This is a genomic window from Neobacillus kokaensis (assembly GCF_014656545.1).
GTDB lineage: Bacteria > Bacillota > Bacilli > Bacillales > Cytobacillaceae > Neobacillus > Neobacillus kokaensis.
Genome location: NZ_BNDS01000011.1, coordinates 1 through 19,652, shown reverse-complemented (window position 1 = coordinate 19,652; position 19,652 = coordinate 1). Strand labels below are relative to the sequence as shown.

Below are 19,652 nucleotides of genomic sequence, written 5' to 3'. Positions count from 1 at the left end.
ATAGAGGGGGATTTTAATGAATACTAAGACATTATCATTGTTGCCTAGAGTTGCAGAATTCTTAAAAGGTACTAAAAAATTATTTATTAATGGGGAGTTCGTTGAGGCTGAATCTGGTAAAACTTTTAATACTTATAATCCTGCCACTGGCGAAGTGTTGGCTATTGTAAGTGAGGGCGATGAAAGGGATATCGATAAAGCAGTCCAGGCAGCTAAGAGAGCGTTTGAACAAGGTCCATGGTCAAAAATGAGTGCTGCCCAAAGAGGTCATTTGATTTATCGACTTGCGGATCGAATCGAGGAACATAAAGAAGAGCTTGCCCAATTAGAAACGCTTGATAATGGAAAGCCAATAAATGAAGCTAGGATCATAGATTTACCAGGTACAATTGATCAGTTTCGGTATTTTGCTGGGTGGACTACTAAAATTACGGGTCAAACGATACCAGTGTCGGGTTCTTTCTTCAACTACACGCGCCACGAACCGGTAGGAGTAACCGGGCAAATTATACCTTGGAATTTCCCATTGATGATTGCTTCGTGGAAAGTAGCTCCCGCACTTGCAACTGGTTGTACAGTGGTATTAAAACCAGCTGAACAAACTCCCTTAACGGCATTATATTTAGGGAAATTAATTCAAGAAGTAGGTTTTCCAGAAGGAGTTATTAATATTGTTCCGGGATTCGGTGAAACCGCTGGGGCAAGCCTTGTAAAACATCCCGATGTTAATAAAATTGCCTTTACCGGTTCTACTGAAGTAGGCAAATTAATTATGCGTGAAGCTGCTAATACAATGAAGCGTGTTTCCTTAGAATTAGGTGGAAAATCCCCTAACATTATCTTGCCAGATGCCGATATGTCAAAGGCAGTACCAGGTGTCTTTTCAGGAATAATGACAAACCAAGGTGAAATTTGCAGTGCAGGTTCACGTGTTTATATTCAAAAGAAATCATATGACAATGTTGTCGCAGATTTAGCCTCGTTTGCTGAAAAAGTGAAATTAGGTAATGGTTTAAACGAAGATACTCAAATGGGACCACTCGTATCCATTGAGCAGCAGGAACGAGTGTTAAATTATATTGAAATTGGCAGGAATGAAGGGGCAGCATGTCTTTCAGGCGGAGAAAAAGCCGGAGAAGGCTATTTTGTGAAACCAACCATTTTTGCCGACGTATCTGAAGGTATGAGAATTGCTAGAGAAGAAATATTTGGACCAGTTGTTGTGGCTATGCCATACGATGATATTGATGAAATTATAGACCGCGCCAATAATTCACCATATGGATTAGCTGCAGGTGTATGGACAGAAAATGTAAAAAATGCGCATTATATTGCGAATCGTCTTAAAGCCGGAAACGTATGGGTTAACTGTTACAGTATGGTGGATCCTGCTTCACCGTTTGGGGGATATAAACAATCTGGTTTTGGTCGTGATATGGGTTCTTATGCCTTGGAAAATTATACCGAGGTAAAAAGTGTATGGATTAATTTACAGTAATTTTAATGGAGAGGCTTCCAAGAATAGAAGGATAGTATAGGATTATCTTCTTATGGAAGCCTTTCTTATGTAAAAATATAAAAATGATAAGGAAGTGATAAATTGGCGGATCAACATTCAAATTCTATTGAACAAAAAAGTTACGAATATATCCCATTAGAAGAGCGGAGAGGGAAACCAAAGGAATTATTCTTTACTTGGTATGCTGCCAATACAGTTTCTACCACATTAGTTACGGGAGCATTGGCTATAGTGATTGGATTGAATTTTTGGTGGGCAGCATTATCCATTATTCTCGGCCATGCGTTAGGTGCCACTGTCATGGCCCTCCATTCTGCACAAGGTCCAAAGCTTGGTATTCCGCAAGTGATGCAAAGCAGAGCTCAGTTTGGATATTTTGGCGTCATCCTGCCAATGTTGATCGTCTTTATTATGTATATGGGATACGGAGCAAGTAATACTGTGTTAGTTGGTCAGGGAATTAATGAAACCTTGGGGATTAATGTTAATGGAACTGTACTTGTCAGCCTCATACCGATGGTGTTATTAGCAATATATGGGCAAGGTCTGATTCAAAAATCAATGAAAATATACACCATCGTTTACACGATTATTTTTATTATTTTAACGTTCCTTGTGCTTACGAATATCTCAATGGAAATGCTCAATCGCGGCGGTTTTTCCTTTAGTCACTTTTTACTTGCTACCTCGATTTCAATTACGTGGCAAATCACTTATGGTCCCTACGTGTCAGACCATTCAAGATATATGCATCCAAAGGAGTCTAAAAAAACATTTGCTTATAGCTATTTAGGGAGTTTTCTTAGCTCGACTTGGCTGATGCTGTTAGGTGCAGCTATTGCAACGATGGTTGTTGACGGTAATGTGATGGGACAAATAAAGGAATTAGGCGGTGGTTTGGGAACTGTTATTGTCATTTTGTTATCTTTAGGATTGATTGTCATCAATTCATTAAATATTTACGGGGCAGGGATCATCCTCTTATCTATAGCCAGTAATTTCGTTAAATTCACTACGACTATCAAAATACGTGTTCTAGCTTCTCTCCTGGTTGGGGTGCTTTTAGCATTGGCTGCTACTGTTGGGGCTGGTAATTTTATGGGCTATTTTCAGCTTTATCTTGGATTTATCCTTTTCTTTATTGTTCCCTGGAGTGTTATTAATTTAACCGATTTTTACCTCCTTAAACGGCAAAATTTTAAGCCTGAAGATTTCGTGGAGAAAAATGGTATTTTTGGTAAGTTACGCCGCAGCTCAATCATCATTTATCTTATAACAGTCATTAGTCAAATTCCTTTTACCAATACGGGGATCTACCAAGGGCCTGTCTCAAAAATGATGGGCGGGTTAGACATTGCATGGGTAATAGGGATTATCCTCTCCCTTTGCTTGTATTTAGGCTACGAAAAAATGAAGAAAAGAACCTATATTACTTCGACTAGTGAGACATCTGTTTAAGACCATCATTCATACTAAACCAACCTTGAAAAAAGAATTTCGTTATAATGAGACCCTATTTTGTATTAGCAACCTATTTCAAATGAAGGGGGAATTCTACTATTGAGTAAGCACTTAGTAAGGTCATTAGGATTATGGGGGGCTGTGGCAACAGCTGTCGGGATTGTCGTAAGCTCTAGTGCGTTAGTATCATTAGGTCAGGGCTTTGGTATAGGTGGTAAAGGTTTCATTATTGCTATGCTATTTGCCTTATTCCTCAATCTATGTGTTGCATTTTCTTTTGCTGAATTGTCAGGAATTATTCCGCGTGCCGGGGGAATCAATCATTTTACACTGCCAGCTATGGGACCGTTTGTAGGAATGGTTGCCGTCATAAGCGGCTATGTGCTGGTTACTATTTTTGCAGGAAGTGCGGAAGCGGCTATTTCAGGATTTATTGTGACAGAAGTCTTTTCAGTAAACATTAATCCAGAATTAGTATCCATTGTAGTCGTTCTTTTACTAGGTATTAGTAACTTATTTGGTGTTAAGGTTTTTAGTTGGACGCAGACGATATTAACTACCCTATTAATAGGATCCACAGTTACACTCGGGATTATGGGGTTAACAGGAAATGCCACCGGGACCCCAGTGACAAATACACTAGATTTTAATCCAATGGGATGGGGTGTGTTAAGTTTAACAGCTTTAGCCTTTTGGCTCTTCGTAGGGGTAGAGTTTGTTACGCCGCTGGCTGAGGAAATTAAGAAACCAAAAATCTATATCCCCTTATCGATGATTTTAGGTTTGGTTATTATTTTCATTGCTGACACTATCTTTGGATTCGCTTCGATCAAGTACGCTCCATTAGAAGGTTTGGCGGAATCGGCTTCACCACATGTTGAGGCTGCTAAAGCCATGTTAGGTGACACAGGACTAATTTGGATGGGAATTGTCACAATTCTTGCGACATCTAGTACGTTAAACACTCTTATAAGTTCCATATCAAGGATGCTTTACGCAATGGCATTAGAAGGTCAAATGCCGAAAGTTTTTAGTAAGTTAAATCGCTGGGGGATTCCTTGGGTTGCAATTCTCTTCATGTCATTACTGTTTGTGTTCTTCTTACTGATTGGAATAACGAATAGTTCGTCGATTACCACATTTATTTTGGCTGGGTGTCTGTGCTGGATGGTTGCCTATATCATTGCCCATTTAAATGTAATCATTTTACGACTTAAATATCCTAATATAAAAAGAGGGTTCAAATCACCGTTCGGTTTTACGTTCCAAATAATTGGTATAGTCGGAATGTTGTATGTAATCTTTAATATATTCCCGGACCCAACTATTAAAATGAACATTTACACCTATACAATAATATTTTTAACGTTAACAGTAGTGTATTCTTTATGGTGGGTAAAGTTCGTAATGAAAAAAGGGGTCTTTGAAACAACACCGATTGACGTATTGATCAGCCATACCGAAGAAGCGGAGGGAGAAGTGGAACAAGTAAATAGTAAAATAATGTGAGGGTGGAGGCCATGTAATAAGATAACGATATTAATTTTCCGAATATATAAAATATTTACAATTGACAAACCTTTTTGTAGTAGGTATAGTTAAATTAAGGAATAGTTAGAGATTTTATCCTTTAATAAGATTAGAAAATTGCTGGATTAAGTCATACCTAAACCTATATTTCTTCTAATCTTTACACATAGTGATATCTACTTAAGAAATAAATTGGAGGGCTGAATCTCTGCTTCAATAAATTTTTAGGAGGCTTTATTCTATGACAATCTCTCAAACTTTATCCGAAATTCAAGAACTTATCGAATTGGATAAGAAGCACTACTTACACCCTACGACTGTTCCTAAGTTATTTCAGGAAAAAGGTCCGAAAATTATTTTTCAAGAGGGTAAAGGAATTCGGGTGACAGATGTTAAAGGGGACACTTATATAGACGGTGTTTCAATGCTTTGGAATGTGAATTTAGGACATGGAAATGAAGAGCTAGCCAAAGCGGCATATGATCAACTAAGCACCATCGCTTACAGTTCTTCATTCTACAGCTATTCGAACCCAAATGCAGTAAGGTTGGCTCAAAAGGTTGTCTCTGTTGCTCCTGGTGATTTATGTGCGATTTTCTATACTTCTGGCGGATCAGAATCTAATGACACAGCATTTAAACTAGCAAGATTCTATTGGAATTTAAAAGGCCGTCAAACGAAAAAGAAAATTATCTCTATTACCCGCAGCTATCACGGGGCAACTGTTTCTGCAGGTTCCGCTACTGGAATTGAAGCCTTCCATAATTTTGCTGGCTCTAGAGATATAGACATTATTAATGCAAGAGGGCATGTGACGAATTGTGAGTTAGGCGATAAAACGGATTCAAATTATGAAGGCTGTATTCGAGATACTATTGAAAAAGTGGGGGCAGAGAATATTGCTGCGGTAATTTTGGAGCCAATTCAAGGTGCGGGCGGTGTTCATGTTTCTCCAGATGGTTATCTAAAAGCAGTCAAAGACCTATGTAAAGCAAATGAAATTCTGCTTATTGCTGATGAAGTCATTTGCGGATTTGGTCGTACAGGTCAGTGGTTTGGTGTTGATAACTGGGACGTTGTACCAGATATCATGAGTGTAGCTAAAGGAATTACCAGCGGTTATGCCCAGCTGGGAGGGGTCTTGGTTAATAAAGAAATTAGGGATACTCTAAATGAACATGACCAGATTCTAGGTCACGGTTTTACGTATAGCGGTCATCCGACGGCATGTGCTGTAGCATTGAAAAATTTGGAAATTATTGAACGAGATAACCTGATTGGGAACGCGAAAAATATGGAATTGGTCCTTAAGAATGGTTTTGATTATTTAGCTAATAAACATAAGCATTTTGCAAAGCCAAGAGCAATTGGATTGCTGGCCGGTTTTGATTTACAGGCAGATCCTGATACCGATACACCATTTGAGCAATCAATTCGCGCAGCGGCGTTTGTTGTTGAACATTGCTTTAATAATAAGCTAATCTTGAGAGCTGCCGATTTTGAAGAGGGTAAGAATATCGTAGCAATTGCTCCACCTCTCATTATTAATAAAGAAGAAGTAGAAGAAATTATCAGCATTGTCGATGATGCATTAACAGCATTTGAGAAAACTCTTTAAGGATAGTAAAAAATTGAACATTTTTAGGGTGTCAGGCACCATGTGAAATTTTCACATGTCTAGCTCCAGCGCTTAGCCCCTCGAGTCATAAGCCAATCCGTCCAAAAGGTTAAAGAGCAGCCTTTAGGATCGGCTCGTCTTATGCATGTCGGGGCTGAACAAAGCGTTAGAGCTTTTTTTGGTGCCTGACACCCTTTTTAGATAAAAGAAGGTTTCTTTAGACATTGTGTTGAAATTGTATAGAAAGGATAATGTGTAAATTGGGGGCGGGGGTCATGGAAGAGATTCAGTATGCGTTTATCGATGAATTTGGGGATGATCGGTTTGACTTTAGTCATCAGGGTGTGTCAACGCATTTTATAATCGTTTCTATTCTCGTTAAGGATTCTAACTTAACAATATTGGAATCAGAAATGCGAAGGCTGCACTGGTTTCAGGACAGTACAACATTTACCGATGAGGACCTTGTTCAAATCTTAACCGAACTTAAGGATTTACCTTTTAGCATTTATGCGTATGTTGTTGATAAGCAAAAAATAAGAGAAGAAAGCGGTGTGATGCATTCAAAGCCGTTTATTAGGTATGTTAATCGTATGATTTATGAGGATCTTAATCGGAGTTTCGAGCAGCTCGACTTAGTTGCAGACACACAAGATTCGAAACCATTTTTACGAGAGTTTCAGCATTATGTAAAAACGAACAGTATTCCAGATTTATTTAATTATTCTGTTTTCGGCTTCAATCAGACCGAATCGGACTTGCTTTTACAACTAGCCAACCTTATGGCAGGGGTTCTTGCAAAAGGGTATGACCAAACCCATTATTCTGTTCAATATCGGACATTATTCAAATTAATAAAACATAAAATAGCCGCGATCAATTTATTACCTCAAGATTATAAACACTTTCTGTATGACTACAAATCAAACCATCAAGAATCCCAATATGAAGAAATCATTATCAAACAGGCAGTAACATTAACCTATAACTATATTGAAAAACATAAAAAGACTGAAGATGAAGATGAACGGCTGCGGATTGATTTTTTAAAGTTCCTTTTATTTCATTTGAAAGAAAATCCAGATGAATATGTTTATACACAGGAGATTCTCGATAACTTAAATGCCATAAGGGATATAAAAATTAATCAGCATTTTTTCCGTTCCAACATCGTATCCAAGCTCCGTGACAGCGGTGTCATTATTGCCAGCAGCTCTAAAGGATACAAGCTGCCGGCACGCTTGAACGATTTATATGATTTCGTGAACCGCTCCAGTTTAACGATATTTCCAATGATTCAACGGTTAGCAAAGTGCAGGGATCAAATTCTCCTGGCTACAAACAACGAAGTGGATATTTTGGAGGAAAAGGAGTATGGATACCTGAAAAAGGTGATTGATATGAGCAAGATGGGTATCAAATAAATGAAAAGAGTGCCAGCCACCTTCGAGAGGGTGGCTGTTTTTTTGTTTTTATCATCATATAAATAGGAAAAGTAGACAAGACTGGAGATATTGAATTTATTTTGACAATGAGGTGAGTCGTTCATGAAAGAACCTTTTCAATATCCCGACATTTTCTACAATGAAGTAATACTCTATCTAGAAACAAAATGGAACCGCCGTCTAAATGACCACGAAAGGCATGTATTAATAGAAGGCTACCGCTTCGGAAGAATGATTGAAGCGGAAAATGAAATGCAAATAATGTTCGCAAAATGAGAGTAGGTGTCAGGCACCAAGAAAAGCTCCAGCGCTTTGTTCAGCTCCGACAAGCATAAGGCGAGCCGGCCTAAAGGTTGCTTTTTAACCTTTTGGACGGATTGGCTTATTACTCGAGGAGCTAAGCGCTGGAGCTAGACAGGTGAATTTTTCACATGGTGCCTGACACCTACTTGACGTCCAAGATTCATTTATTCATTGTCAAGGGGTGACGCTATGCGGTCCTGATAATGGTCTATAAATAGATGTCCGGTGGAGGAAATGACGGCGTAGTGGACATCTGCTAATTTCATGTTTCTTTGGTTTAGTTGATTCATCAGCCATGCGTTTGAAAAATGTGCATCAATGTTCTTTTTAATTATTTTTCCATTCATGATGAGCTCTTTTGGAAAGTTGAATTCTTCATTTTGAATAGCTGGATTTACATCTTGTTTTGTGGCATTTTGATATTTTGTTTTTTTCATAACAGATAATTTTCCGCTTACCTCCAAGATGGCAAATTCAACTTCAATGATATTGAAGATCCCCAATTCACGTAGCTGCTGGTTAAAATCATCAAGTGTATACCTGATTTTTTTCATGTTATCATCTAGAATCTTGCCGTTTTCGACGATCACCACGGGTCTGCCGGATAACCATTTGCGAATAATCCGACTCTTGGATGAAATAAAAGAAAACAAAAAAAAGATTAAAACGAGAGTTAAAAAGGCGGCGAGCATTGGGAGGAATTTTAAATTGATATCAAATCCCATATTGGCAATAAATGAACCAATAATAATCGACAACGCAAAATTATAAAGGTTAATATGAGCGTTAAGTTGTTTTCCAAACCATGTGGAAAAAACCATTACAATGGAGATGGAGACAACTGTACGAACGATGGCGTGGACAATCTCTTCCATAACTTTCTCATCCTCAAAATAATTTTCAAAAATCACCCTAAAATTCCCTATATAATATGTGCATATTTCTAAGGATTTATTTGGAAAGTCGTAAAATAAGTAAAGTCCCTGGGTTGATTATTACAGCTAAGTTTGTAGGATGTGTGATATAACGATAGCCATTGTGATTAAAAATTTATAAGTACAGCTTTCATTAAATGAGTTAATACTTCAACGCGTCGTGGTGATAAAATTATTTTTATAAAAATTCTTAACAAACTAATCAATTCTAATGTATAATGGTTTTCATTAAAAAGGGGAAGGAAATCGAACAGATGAACTCATTGATCAAAGAGCAAGTTGAACAATTTAGGCTTCAAAATCAGAATCGCGGCCGTTTATTGGTCAGTTGTCCGGACCAGCCTGGAATAGTATCAGCCATTTCACAATTTTTATTTTCGCATAATGCCAATATTATTGAATCCAGTCAGTACTCAACCAATCCAGAAGGCGGCGAATTTTTCATTCGGATTGAGTTTGAATGTCCATTTTTAAAGGATAAAGAAAATCAGATGGCCGAGGAGTTTAGCGAAATAGCAGCGAAGTTTTCCATGGATTGGCGTTTAACACCTGTTTATAAGGTGAAAAGGACCGCAATATTCGTTTCAAAAGAGCTTCATTGTCTCCTCGAGCTTTTATGGGAATGGCAAAGCGGCGATTTAATGACCGATATCGCCTTAGTCATCAGTAATCATGAAGCAGCCCGGGATGTGGTTGAGGGTTTAAATATTCCTTTCTATTATATTCCAGCCAATAAGGATATTCGTGAGCAGGTGGAGGAGCAGCAATTGCAGCTTCTTAAAGAGTTCGATATTGATGTGATTGTTTTAGCTCGTTATATGCAAATTTTAACGCCTAAATTTGTGTCAGCTAATCCGAAAAAGATTATCAACATTCACCATTCCTTCCTGCCGGCTTTTATTGGCGCCCGACCATATGAACGTGCCCACGGCCGCGGTGTAAAATTAATTGGTGCAACCGCCCATTATGTGACAGATGATTTGGATGAAGGACCAATTATTGAACAGGATATTGCCCGCGTCGACCACCGTTCCGATGTTGATACATTGAAGAAAAAGGGAAGAGCGATTGAACGAAGCGTATTGGCGCGCGCGGTAAAATGGCATCTCGAAGACCGGATTATTGTCCACCAAAATAAAACGATTGTTTTTTAAGCAAAATGGTTGGGTCAGTTCCACTGTGCGTTCATACGCCAAGGAATTGGCCCTTTTTGTTTGAATGATGGTACTATTAGTATAGTAAATAGGTCATTTAAAGTTTGGAGGATTCAAAATGAGTAAGCTAGCCTCTTTATTTCATCAAAGGATCGGAATTTGGGAAAATGAAAAGATCACTTTTGAAAAGTTAAATAAAGTTCTTGAAAAAACAGCTACAAGTATTCCATTTGAAAATAGAGCGATTATGGGTGGTAACCAGCGTGAGGTTACGAAGGAGAACTTAACGAACAAAATACTAGAAAAAAATCAGGGCGGTTTGTGTTATGAATTAAATCCGCTTCTCTACTATTATTTATTGGAACATGGTTTTAATGCGGCTTTAGTAACTGGTGTTGTTTTCAATCAAGGTAGAGAGGAGTATACAACACTGGGCCGGACGCATGTAGCGATACTATTAGATTACGAGGGAGAGAGGTATTTAATTGATACTGGGTTTGGTGGAAATTTACCTTTAAAACCGGTGCCTTTGTCGGGTGAAACAGTTTCTTCAAGTAACGGGGAATTTAGGATTAAAAAGGCGGACATCGAGCAGGGAGACTATGTTTTGGAAATGAAATTAAAACATAAGGACTCTGATTGGAGAACTGGCTATGCATTTGATTCAAGAAATCCTTTAAAGGACTCAGCGAATTTAAATGAAATCCAGACCATCATCACCGAACATCCGGAATCTTCCTTTAACAAGCACCCATTACTAACCCGTCTAACAGAAAGCGGAAACATCACCCTAACAGACTCCACCTTCACACAATGGATGGACGGAAATGTAACGAAAGAAAACATTGATCAAGCTAGATTCAAAGAATTAGCTAAGGAACATTTCGGGATGTAAGTTTAGGTGTCAGGCACCATGTGAAAAATTCACATGGTGCCACCTATTTCAACTTTCTAGAAAATGGATGATGTTCTTAAGAGCCTCTTTTTCATCCTCACCAGAAGCTTCTATTGTAACTTCTGATTGATTTGGAATCGCTAATGATAGGATACCGAGTACTGATTTTACATTAACCCTGCGGTCATTGTAAATAAGGTAAATATCCGCGTTAAACTCTGAAGCTGTTTGTACCAGTTGATTGACCGGTTTCGCATACAATCCGGCCTTTTTATTGATTCTTACTGATTGTTTAATCATTATGCTGTCCTCCTAGGTGAGCTTTTCTCAATACACCCTTCTTATGTATGAAACTGAAACGTAAAAAATGCTTCATTTTCTGGAAATAAAATCACTTTATGAAAAAATAGGTATTATGGAAAAATTTCTCTAAGGGTTGATAAATAATCATTTAAGATTTTTAAAAAAATGCACACATTTCCACCTTCCGCATATAGTAACTTCTGTGTGAGAAATATCAGGAAGGAAGTAGTAGGATGAAAGACATTAAAATCATTACCACTAAGCGAAATGAATGTAAAGATGGAGAAAACGGCTATAAGATTATTGAGTGGAATGTAACGGATCTAACCGAAAGTCTGTATGCTGTCGTAACACCAATTAAAAAACAATAAGAGAACATGAAAGATTTTCTTGAAAATTGCTGGTGCTTGACCCCATTGTTGTAATCCATTAAAGTGATGGGGAACAGGCACTTTATACATAGTTGGAGGAAATAAATTTGAAATTTCAGCCAAAAGCAATATTTTTAGATATGGACGGGACGATCCTAAATCATCAAAATAAGGTTACATTACGGACAAAAGAAATGATTGATGAACTGCGTGAGCGAGGATTTCGTATTTTTATTGCTACCGGCCGGGCATTTGAAGAAATTGCCGAACTCGTGCCGCCTGGCTTTCAAGTAGATGGGGTTGTGGCTTCAAACGGTATGGTGGGATACGCAGGGAAAGATGTTGTTTTTAAGCAAACACTTCCCCTTAATCTGGTAGAAACTATTATTGAAAAAGCCAGGGCCCAAAAGGTGTACTATGAACTTTTTCCATATGGCGCCCCTCGGATTACGCTTAAACAAGACCAAGCGTATGTGGAAGCAGAAATCCGTGACCCTAAGCCGGAAACTGTCGGAATTAATGAGTGGTCTTCAAGAAAAGAAGCTATCTCGGAAAGAATTGAATGGAAAAATCATATTGAAGGAACTGCGTTCTCAAAATTTTATTTTTTTGCCAGAACAAAAGAGCATATCAATAACTGGAAAAAAGAGCTCGAGGAATTACAAAAAGAAATCGACTTTACGATGTCAATCTCTTCAGAGCACAATGCCGAGGTGATGGTGGCAAACGTGAACAAAGCAACAGGTGTTCAGCAAATGTTAAAGCGCTTTGGATTGTCTGAGGATGAGACGATGGCAATCGGGGACAGTGATAATGATTTGCCTATGCTAAAGCTGGTGCGTTATGCCGTAGCAATGAAAAATGCATCCGACCGCGTAAAAGAAATCACCGATGACGTCACGGAATTCACTTGTGACGATGACGGGGTTTACTATTATTTGAAAGAAAAATTTAGAGCTTAGGAGAGGGTTACAATGATTAAAGTAGTTGCAAAAGCAAAGTTAAAATCAGATGTAAATCCAGAAGATTATATCATGCTGGCAAAAGAACTCGTTGCTGAAACAAGAAAAGAAAACGGCTGCCTATATTATGCCCTTCATCAGGATATTAAGGATCCTGCTATCTTTACGATGCTCGAGGAATGGGAAGATGAAAAGGCGTTAGAGCAGCATAATCAAAGTGCTCATATGGTAAGAATTTTACCTGAACTCAAGAAACTTCGGGAGAGCGGAGAGCTCAATATTTATAGGGAAATCAAATAGATTGAAAAAAATGCTGCAGCCATTAAGCCGCAGCATTTTTCTTATTTATAAGCCATGTTCTTTCCGTATTTTTCTAAGAAGTGCCTGGCACCCTTCGGATACAAGGTCGTATGTTTCCTGGAAGTCACCGGTGTAATAAGGGTCGGGAACGTCTTTGTAGTGATCCGTTAGATCAAGTAAGCGGATGATCTTTGGGTGTTTTGGCTGGCCGGTAATGGAGGCGATATTTTTTGTGTTGCTTTCGTCCATCCCGATGATATAATCGAACTTTTCAAAGTCATCTTTCGTTAATTGCCGGCCGGTCAGACCCTCGGATGAAATGTTGTATTTTTTTAAAATTGCAAGTGTTCCATTATGGGGAGGCGAGCCAATATGCCATGAGCTGGTAGCGGCGGAATCGACCGAAATTTGATCCTCCAGCTTTTCCTTTTTTACTAAGTCCCGAAATAAAGCTTCAGCCATCGGGGAACGGCAGATATTGCCGAGACAAACGAACAATACATTAATCATGTGATAAACTCCTTTACATTCTTTACTACCTATAATAGTAGAAGATGGAAAAGGAATAAAGTGAAACGATTATATGCGGAGGCGTGTTGCAATTTTTGCGGTCGTATTTTCGTTAGAAAATCTCCCCTTGTTATCACAGAAGTTTTTCCTTTAAAATAGAAAGGGAAATTTGTAGTGTTGAGGTGGTAGTTTGTCAAAAAAGAAGATTGGTTTTATTTATGAATGTTTACTTGCGGGACTTATTATTTTTTCCATAGCTGCTGAATTGCCTGAACGTGAAGATCTAGTGTTGGGCTGGTTTGTTTGGGGCCTTTTTGCCGCTGATTATCTAATTCGACTATTTTTGAGTAAGAATAAATGGGAATTTGTTAAAAGTCATCCGATTGAGCTCCTTGCCCTAATCCCCGTTGATCAGTTATTTAGAGCAATCCGTTTAATCCGTTTAGTACGCTTAATAAGGCTCATCCTCGTTATAAAAAGAAACAATTCCATTTTTGATCTGCTAATTGAAAAATATCGCCTGGATAAATTATTTGTTTCAGTTGTTGCCCTCCTTTTTTTAACTGCGATACCGATGACCTGGATTGAACCAAGCTTTGAAAGCTATGGAGATGCTCTATGGTGGACAGTCGTAACAACAACAACTGTGGGGTATGGGGATTTGTACCCCGAAACAGATGTTGGCCGAATTATCGCGAGTGTGCTGATGTTCGTCGGAATCGGGTTAATCGGGGTTGTAACCGGAACGGTAGCCTCATTCTTTTCAAACAAAACCGGTGACCTCCCCGAACAACTCAAGTATGTAAGGGACAAAATCGATGACTATCCGTCTATAACCGAACCGGAACTTCTCGTCATGATTGAACAGCTGAAGGCATACCAGAAGGAGCATAATAAGTAAGGGACATTGAAAAGGTGTCAGGCACCATGTGAAAAATTCACATGGTGTTTTTTTCAATGGAAGAGATAATATTCTTAATTCATACTTTACAGATAGGAATTATGAGTTTATAATAAAATTAATAAATAAACCGACCAGTCTTTAAAGTTAATCATTAACGATACAAGAAAGAAACATATACAAATTAGGGGAGTGTTTCTAATGAGAAATAATGCTGAAAAAAAGAAGCAAAAGCTTATAAATAAATTAGTCTTTTTTAATGTATATGATAAAGAGGACAAACAGCTTTACGAAATGTCGCTTTCAAAATTAGAATACGAATATCGTAGATTTAAACTTCAACACCATCCGCACGGCGAGTTTAGCTCTATTCAATGGATATAGGAATAAAAAGAGGGGTGTCAGGCACAATGTGAAAAATTCACATTGTGCCTGACACCCTTTACTCTTCTATTCCTTACTCTTCAATGTCAATGGCATTTCTTTTTTCACAGTAGCTGTGAAAATTGGGGTTTCCGTCGGGTTTAAAAAGGTTATCCAGGAATATGTAATATTTAGTTCTTCGTTAATCAATGAGATCACTTCTTGCATATAACGGATTTTTTCATTGTAGATAGCCAGTTGGAACGCAATTCTTATTCATTTTCAAAAATCAGGTCTTATTTAATAAAAATATGATACTATCATACTAATAAAAATGCTTTTTTAATGGAGGAAACCATGAGCTACCGTTTATTTGATTTTGTTAGACAATTTTCAACCGACCTGGCTGATTTGGCAGGGAAGATAGAGGATCAATTGTTTGAGCAGGCGCATGCGACGTTAATTCAGGCCCGATTATATACTGAGGAGCTAGTTAAAATAATCAGTCAAAAAGAGGAGTTAGAGAAGGTATACCCATTAAAGCCGGCTGAAAGAATACATAAATTATATCGTCAGGATATCATTAATGAGGAAATTTATTCAAAGCTTGAGTGGATTCGAAAAATGGGGAACAAAGCGGCGCACAATGTACAAGAAATCGAGACAAAAGATGTGCTGGAGGCTCATAAGCAATTATTTGAAATTAGTGTTTGGTACATGCAGGTATATGTCAGCTATGATTTTGAAGCTCCGGCCTATAAACTTCCTATTCAAACCAATCCAAGTCCAATTTCAAAGGAAGATTTGGATGACCGGATTAGAGAAGAGGTGCAGCGGCAAATGGGAGCCATTAAGCTGGAGAACGAAAGGACAAATCATTCTGTAGAGGATTCAGCTGCTAAAGCACAAGTAGAAAATCAACAAAAAGCCCCGCGCCAAACTAGAGAAGGGGTTATACACCCATTAAGCAAAGAAAAAGAGAGCTTTTGCAGGGTTTTTGATGAGAATAATTATTTTATATCCTATGAAACCCGAAAAGCAGTGGAGTTTAAACATAAACTAAGCTATGAAATGGTGTACATGCTAGACAATAAAGAAACAAGCATTGTGCTAAACCCAGTCTTTGTGGAAAAGCACGAGGAATTAAAGAGTACAGGTAAACTTCGCAGCAGTACAGCGTTAAGACAATTTCCTAAAGAAAAAAATAAAGGAGATAACCCAATTAGTTACGGTTACATGTATGTGTTTAAAACCGAATCAGAATTAGATTCCTTTTTAAAAAGTTTACAAGATATTTCAAAGGTGAGTATATAAAGGGTGTCAGGCACCATGTGGATTTTTCACTTGGTGCTTTTTAGCAAAAAATCATAAATCCCATTATTTACAAGTTGTCAATATGCATGTTAATTTGGTTATAAATTAATATTATAGCTTTTTACGAAAACAGGGGGGATTCTGATTCTAACTTTATCGGCAATCCAAGAAGCTGGAAAAAATATAAGCGCCTTCATAAAAACAATCTTATTATTAAGTAGTTCAGTTTTGGAGTACAAAATATAAAAGTCTTACATATCGCTTCTAATGTTGAAAAACGAACCGCTTTGGCATTCCCATTTTTCAGAATGGAAAGATTCTCTATAGTATTACCAACCTTCTCCAAGAGCTCCGTTACGCTCATTTTTCGTTTTGCTAACATCACATCAATATTAATAATAATTGCCATATCCTATCCTCCACCTCAAATCGTTAAATCATTTTCTGATTTTATGTTAATTGCTTCTTGTAGAAGCCGTTGGAGGATAGTAGCAAGAACGGCGATAACCAACGAAGCAAAAATAATGATGAGTCCCATTAATCCGATAGGAGGGTCAACTTTCTTCGCTATAAAATGAAAGAGTGGCAAACCTAATACATACAAACCACTGATCGTAATTGCACAGCACTTTATGTTCTTTATCGCCTTTACAGATAATTCCGAGAACGCTGTCTTCTCGTCTATGTACCGTAAAAGGTTGAAAGCCTGATAGAGAGCAAAGTAAAAAGGCACAGCAGCTCCATACATCACGATAAAAACGAAATATTTTATATAAGCAAAATCTGGATACAATCCTCCAGCAAAATTCCCGAACTTAGGCACTAAAAATATGCACAATGCAAGAGTTGCAATTCCCAAAAGAATAACCGCTAATTTTAAAAACAATGTGGATGCATTTTTCATTTATATACCTCTTTTTTATTTTTTATCTAGGAAATTTTTTAATGGCTTTTGAAGTACGCTGATAATGGCTGCGATGATACTTGTTGCCAAAATACCCATTAGACATAGTGAAATTGGACCTGCTGCATCGTCACCTGTAACTTTAACAAGCACTTTTAAGCTTACTATTCCTAACAGAATGAGAAAAATGACTGTAAAAGCACATTTTTTTATAACCTTTAAAGATTTAAGTGATAACTCGGAGAAAGCATTGTTCATTTCGATATAAGTTAATAGTTTAAATGCTTGGTACAACGCAACAGAAAACGTAATACTGAATCCATATGCACAAACTATAAAGGGGATTAGGAAATATGCTGTATCTGGATGTACCTTTGCATCTTTAATGGCTATCTCAGGTAACCAAAAGATACACAAAGCAAACACCGCAATTCCAATCAGAAAAATAATTACTTTTAAGAAAGTGGTTGAACCTTGTTTAACATTCATTTAAAGCACCTCACTGATTTAATGATAAAATGACTATAATACAAGATTTATCGTTTTGCAATAAATTAATGTTGTTTTTAATTATATTATTATTGTTATTGACATATCCCTTTTATTAAAATAAATAATAATGAAGGGTTTGATTTTGTCGGAAAAAGTAAATGTACTTATTAACGGAACTGCACATAAGGTCGAACAAGGTACACTGATTTTGGATTATCTTCTTTCCTAGGACTTTCAGCATCCGCGTATTTCTTATTTAGAATTTCTTGGTCCTGTTCAAATTTGTGATACGTGTATGTGTGAAGTAAACGGCAGTATTATGCGCACTTGTCCACGGTAGTAGAGGATGGGATAAATAATCCTTACAGCTTCTGAGGTGGCAAGAAAAGCCATTAATGAATCCCCATGTGTTTCCTGCGGTCAGTGTATTACCGTTTGTCTATCAAAGAAAAATTTGAATCATTAATAGGGGCAAAGGTGCTGCGCCTTTTTTCAGATATTAATATAGAGGAAGATATCGCTATGACTGTTTTGTCTTTGAGTCCTCCGTTGAGCTAAAAGCAAAATAAGGGGAAAAGGGAGAGGAAAAAGATGGATCACCAAATGCAGGTAACAAACAAGGTGCTCCGTTATGAAAATGTGGTCGTTCAACTGGATGTTATTGTAACGGAATATCCGGTCACGATTATATTGAATGAACAAGAATTCGCTACCCTTGTCTGCAGCCCGGAACATATTGAGGAGCTCGTTGTCGGATTTTTGGCATCAGAGGGGATTATCAACAGATTCGAGGATATTAAGGAATTACAAGTCATTGAAACAATTGGCAAAGTCCTTGTTACAACACATCGAGTGAATAAATTTAATGAACAGTTTCACTCGAAGCGCTATGTGACCTCCTGCTGCGGAAAAAGCCGTCAGAGCTTCTATTTTTATAATGATGCCAGAACCGTAAAGCCTATTGAAACAAGACATAAAGTCCTTTCGATTGATGATTGCTTTCAGCTTATGGAAAGTATGCAGGAGTCATCCACGATTTTTCAAGAAACGGGCGGTGTTCATAATGCGGCGTTATGTGATAAAAATGGCATGGTTGTGGCAAGAACAGATATTGGCAGACATAATGCCCTAGATAAAATCTATGGCTACTGTCTAAAGCATTCGATTTCAATCGAGGATAAAGTGATTGTCTTTAGCGGCCGTATTTCCTCTGAAGTCTTATTAAAGGTCGCAAAAATCAAATGTGGTACGGTACTTTCTAGGTCTGCTCCGACCGAACTTGCCTTACGTTTAGCACAGGAACTAGGTATTACAACTGTCGGTTTTATTCGTAAAAAGGCATTAAACATTTATACACATCCAGAACGGATTATGATACCTGAATTAGCGAACTAACGGCTACTGCCAATGGTAGAACAAGGCGTAGGCACTAAAGAGGCATTTAGCATTATCATAAATCCAATTTTAAATAGAAAAACGAGCCTATCAATTTTTGATGGCTCGTTTTTCTTGAGATTTCATGTCCTACTTTTCTTTTGTAGCCAGGCCAATGATCATCACTATCAGTGCGAGCAGCTGGATCATTACTTCGGTTTCTATCCTAATTCTCCTCCAAACCTAAGTGAATTTTCATTCCCCCGGCTTCTCCAAGAATAAGTAAAGACTTACGTTTCCCTAGTACATACTTATTCGCTAAGATCTTTCATTATGACATTTCAGTTTTTAAAAAAATAAAATGCTAATTCGGTTGAGGTTAGGGGTAAATAAAGGTCAACAGCGAAAATGAGGCATTGATTCTGCCCGAGGTAAGACAGAAACCAAAGTCACCGGTAAAAATGAAGAGCTGATTCTGCCCGAGGTGAGCCTAAAACCAAGGTCAACGGTAAAAATGAAGAGCTGATTCTGTCCGAGGTGAGCCTGAATACAAGGTCACCGGTCAAAAAGAAGGCCTGATTCTGCCCGAGGGTGTCTGAAATCAAGGTAAACGGTCAAAAAGAAGAGCTGATTCTGCCCGAGGTGAGCCTGAATACAAGGTCACCGGTCAAAAAAAAGGCCTGATTCTGCATGAGGGTGTCTGAAATCAAGGTAAACGGTCAAAAAGAGTCACTGATTCTGCCCGAGGTGAGCCTGAAATCGAGTCAACGGTAAAAATAAGGAACAGTTTCTGCCCGGGATGAGTCTGAAATCGAGCCACCGGTCAAAAAGAGTCACTGATTCTGCCCAAGAAGATTTGAAACCAAGGTCAACGGTCAAAATGAAGAGTTGATTCTGCCCGAGGTGAGCCTGAAATCAAGGTCAACGGTCAAAATGAAGAGTTGATTCTGCCCGGGATGAGTCTGAAATCGAGTCAGCGGTCAAAAAGAGGCCCTGAT

The 19,652-nt window shown here is 38.0% G+C and carries 22 protein-coding genes; 16 read left to right on the top strand and 6 right to left on the bottom strand.

All coding sequences use genetic code 11. From position 1 onward, the window contains the following. The first annotated feature begins 16 nt into the window (after positions 1–16). The 6 genes from IE222_RS13740 to IE222_RS13715 all read left to right on the top strand — a co-directional run bounded on the left by IE222_RS13740 (position 17) and on the right by IE222_RS13715 (position 7,849). A complete protein-coding gene (locus IE222_RS13740) occupies positions 17–1,498 on the top strand; it encodes an aldehyde dehydrogenase family protein (RefSeq protein ID WP_191273755.1) in 1,482 nt (493 codons plus the stop codon). Between the two features lie 102 nt (positions 1,499–1,600). Further along, positions 1,601–2,977 carry a purine-cytosine permease family protein gene (locus IE222_RS13735; RefSeq protein ID WP_191273753.1) on the top strand — a complete coding sequence of 459 codons (1,377 nt, stop codon included), beginning with the start codon at positions 1,601–1,603 and terminating at the stop codon, positions 2,975–2,977. A 102-nt stretch (positions 2,978–3,079) separates the two neighbouring features. Continuing rightward, positions 3,080–4,489, top strand: coding sequence for an APC family permease (locus IE222_RS13730; protein WP_191273751.1), 1,410 nt, complete (start codon positions 3,080–3,082; stop codon positions 4,487–4,489). A 262-nt stretch (positions 4,490–4,751) separates the two neighbouring features. Further along, complete coding sequence (locus IE222_RS13725) at positions 4,752–6,128, top strand: aminotransferase family protein (RefSeq protein ID WP_191273749.1); 1,377 nt, start codon at positions 4,752–4,754, stop codon at positions 6,126–6,128. 275 nt (positions 6,129–6,403) lie between these two features. Continuing rightward, positions 6,404–7,552 carry a DUF3800 domain-containing protein gene (locus IE222_RS13720; protein ID WP_191273747.1) on the top strand — a complete coding sequence of 383 codons (1,149 nt, stop codon included), beginning with the start codon at positions 6,404–6,406 and terminating at the stop codon, positions 7,550–7,552. A 123-nt stretch (positions 7,553–7,675) separates the two neighbouring features. Beyond that, complete coding sequence (locus IE222_RS13715) at positions 7,676–7,849, top strand: hypothetical protein (protein ID WP_191273745.1); 174 nt, start codon at positions 7,676–7,678, stop codon at positions 7,847–7,849. A gap of 191 nt (positions 7,850–8,040) precedes the next feature. Here IE222_RS13715 and IE222_RS13710 read toward each other — a convergent pair whose 3' ends face one another. Further along, on the bottom strand, positions 8,041–8,751 hold the full coding sequence (locus IE222_RS13710) for a DUF421 domain-containing protein (RefSeq protein ID WP_191273743.1): 711 nt from the start codon (positions 8,749–8,751) through the stop codon (positions 8,041–8,043). Between the two features lie 314 nt (positions 8,752–9,065). On the opposite strand from IE222_RS13710, the gene purU reads away from it, so the two are divergent. Further along, positions 9,066–9,965, top strand: a complete 900-nt coding sequence (gene purU, locus IE222_RS13705) for a formyltetrahydrofolate deformylase (protein ID WP_191273741.1) — start codon at positions 9,066–9,068, stop codon at positions 9,963–9,965. 118 nt (positions 9,966–10,083) lie between these two features. Then, entirely contained in the window at positions 10,084–10,860 is a 777-nt protein-coding gene (locus IE222_RS13700) for an arylamine N-acetyltransferase family protein (protein WP_191273739.1), read from the top strand. A 48-nt stretch (positions 10,861–10,908) separates the two neighbouring features. Here the strand turns inward: IE222_RS13700 and IE222_RS13695 are convergent, their stop codons facing one another. Then, positions 10,909–11,160, bottom strand: a complete 252-nt coding sequence (locus IE222_RS13695) for an HPr family phosphocarrier protein (protein WP_191273737.1) — start codon at positions 11,158–11,160, stop codon at positions 10,909–10,911. Between the two features lie 236 nt (positions 11,161–11,396). Here IE222_RS13695 and IE222_RS13690 point away from each other — a divergent pair, with 236 nt between their 5' ends. The 3 genes from IE222_RS13690 (at position 11,397) to IE222_RS13680 (ending at position 12,796) form a co-directional block, all read left to right on the top strand. Beyond that, on the top strand, positions 11,397–11,534 hold the full coding sequence (locus IE222_RS13690; protein ID WP_191273736.1) for a hypothetical protein: 138 nt from the start codon (positions 11,397–11,399) through the stop codon (positions 11,532–11,534). Positions 11,535–11,641: 107 nt separating this feature from the next. Then, positions 11,642–12,496, top strand: a complete 855-nt coding sequence (locus tag IE222_RS13685) for an HAD family hydrolase (protein ID WP_191273734.1) — start codon at positions 11,642–11,644, stop codon at positions 12,494–12,496. Between the two features lie 12 nt (positions 12,497–12,508). Then, positions 12,509–12,796 (top strand): putative quinol monooxygenase, encoded by a 288-nt coding sequence (locus IE222_RS13680; RefSeq protein ID WP_191273732.1) that lies wholly within the window; start codon positions 12,509–12,511, stop codon positions 12,794–12,796. A 45-nt stretch (positions 12,797–12,841) separates the two neighbouring features. Here the strand turns inward: IE222_RS13680 and IE222_RS13675 are convergent, their stop codons facing one another. After that, a complete protein-coding gene (locus IE222_RS13675) occupies positions 12,842–13,306 on the bottom strand; it encodes a low molecular weight protein-tyrosine-phosphatase (RefSeq protein ID WP_191273730.1) in 465 nt (154 codons plus the stop codon). 190 nt (positions 13,307–13,496) lie between these two features. On the opposite strand from IE222_RS13675, the gene IE222_RS13670 reads away from it, so the two are divergent. The 3 genes from IE222_RS13670 (at position 13,497) to IE222_RS13660 (ending at position 15,884) form a co-directional block, all read left to right on the top strand. Beyond that, positions 13,497–14,207, top strand: a complete 711-nt coding sequence (locus IE222_RS13670; protein ID WP_191273729.1) for a potassium channel family protein — start codon at positions 13,497–13,499, stop codon at positions 14,205–14,207. Positions 14,208–14,408: 201 nt separating this feature from the next. Beyond that, complete coding sequence (locus IE222_RS13665; protein ID WP_191273727.1) at positions 14,409–14,591, top strand: Fur-regulated basic protein FbpA; 183 nt, start codon at positions 14,409–14,411, stop codon at positions 14,589–14,591. A gap of 336 nt (positions 14,592–14,927) precedes the next feature. Further along, a complete protein-coding gene (locus IE222_RS13660) occupies positions 14,928–15,884 on the top strand; it encodes a DUF4145 domain-containing protein (protein ID WP_191273724.1) in 957 nt (318 codons plus the stop codon). Between the two features lie 193 nt (positions 15,885–16,077). On the opposite strand, the gene IE222_RS13655 is transcribed toward IE222_RS13660, so the two are convergent. From IE222_RS13655 to IE222_RS13645, 3 genes are read right to left on the bottom strand one after another with little or no spacing between them, the layout of a single operon-like run. Next, positions 16,078–16,293, bottom strand: a complete 216-nt coding sequence (locus tag IE222_RS13655) for a helix-turn-helix domain-containing protein (protein WP_191273722.1) — start codon at positions 16,291–16,293, stop codon at positions 16,078–16,080. A gap of 15 nt (positions 16,294–16,308) precedes the next feature. After that, the gene (locus IE222_RS13650) at positions 16,309–16,788 is read right to left on the bottom strand and encodes a DUF2975 domain-containing protein (protein ID WP_191273720.1); all 480 of its coding nucleotides are present in this window, start codon (positions 16,786–16,788) and stop codon (positions 16,309–16,311) included. Between the two features lie 15 nt (positions 16,789–16,803). Then, positions 16,804–17,277, bottom strand: coding sequence for a DUF2975 domain-containing protein (locus tag IE222_RS13645; protein WP_191273718.1), 474 nt, complete (start codon positions 17,275–17,277; stop codon positions 16,804–16,806). Between the two features lie 408 nt (positions 17,278–17,685). Between IE222_RS13645 and IE222_RS26715 the strand changes: the two genes are divergently transcribed. Beyond that, positions 17,686–17,838: a Na-translocating system protein MpsC family protein gene (locus IE222_RS26715; RefSeq protein WP_191273716.1), complete on the top strand. Its 153-nt coding sequence runs from the start codon at positions 17,686–17,688 to the stop codon at positions 17,836–17,838. A 33-nt stretch (positions 17,839–17,871) separates the two neighbouring features. Continuing rightward, complete coding sequence (gene fdhD / locus IE222_RS13635; RefSeq protein ID WP_191273714.1) at positions 17,872–18,675, top strand: formate dehydrogenase accessory sulfurtransferase FdhD; 804 nt, start codon at positions 17,872–17,874, stop codon at positions 18,673–18,675. Positions 18,676–19,652: the final 977 nt, after the last annotated feature.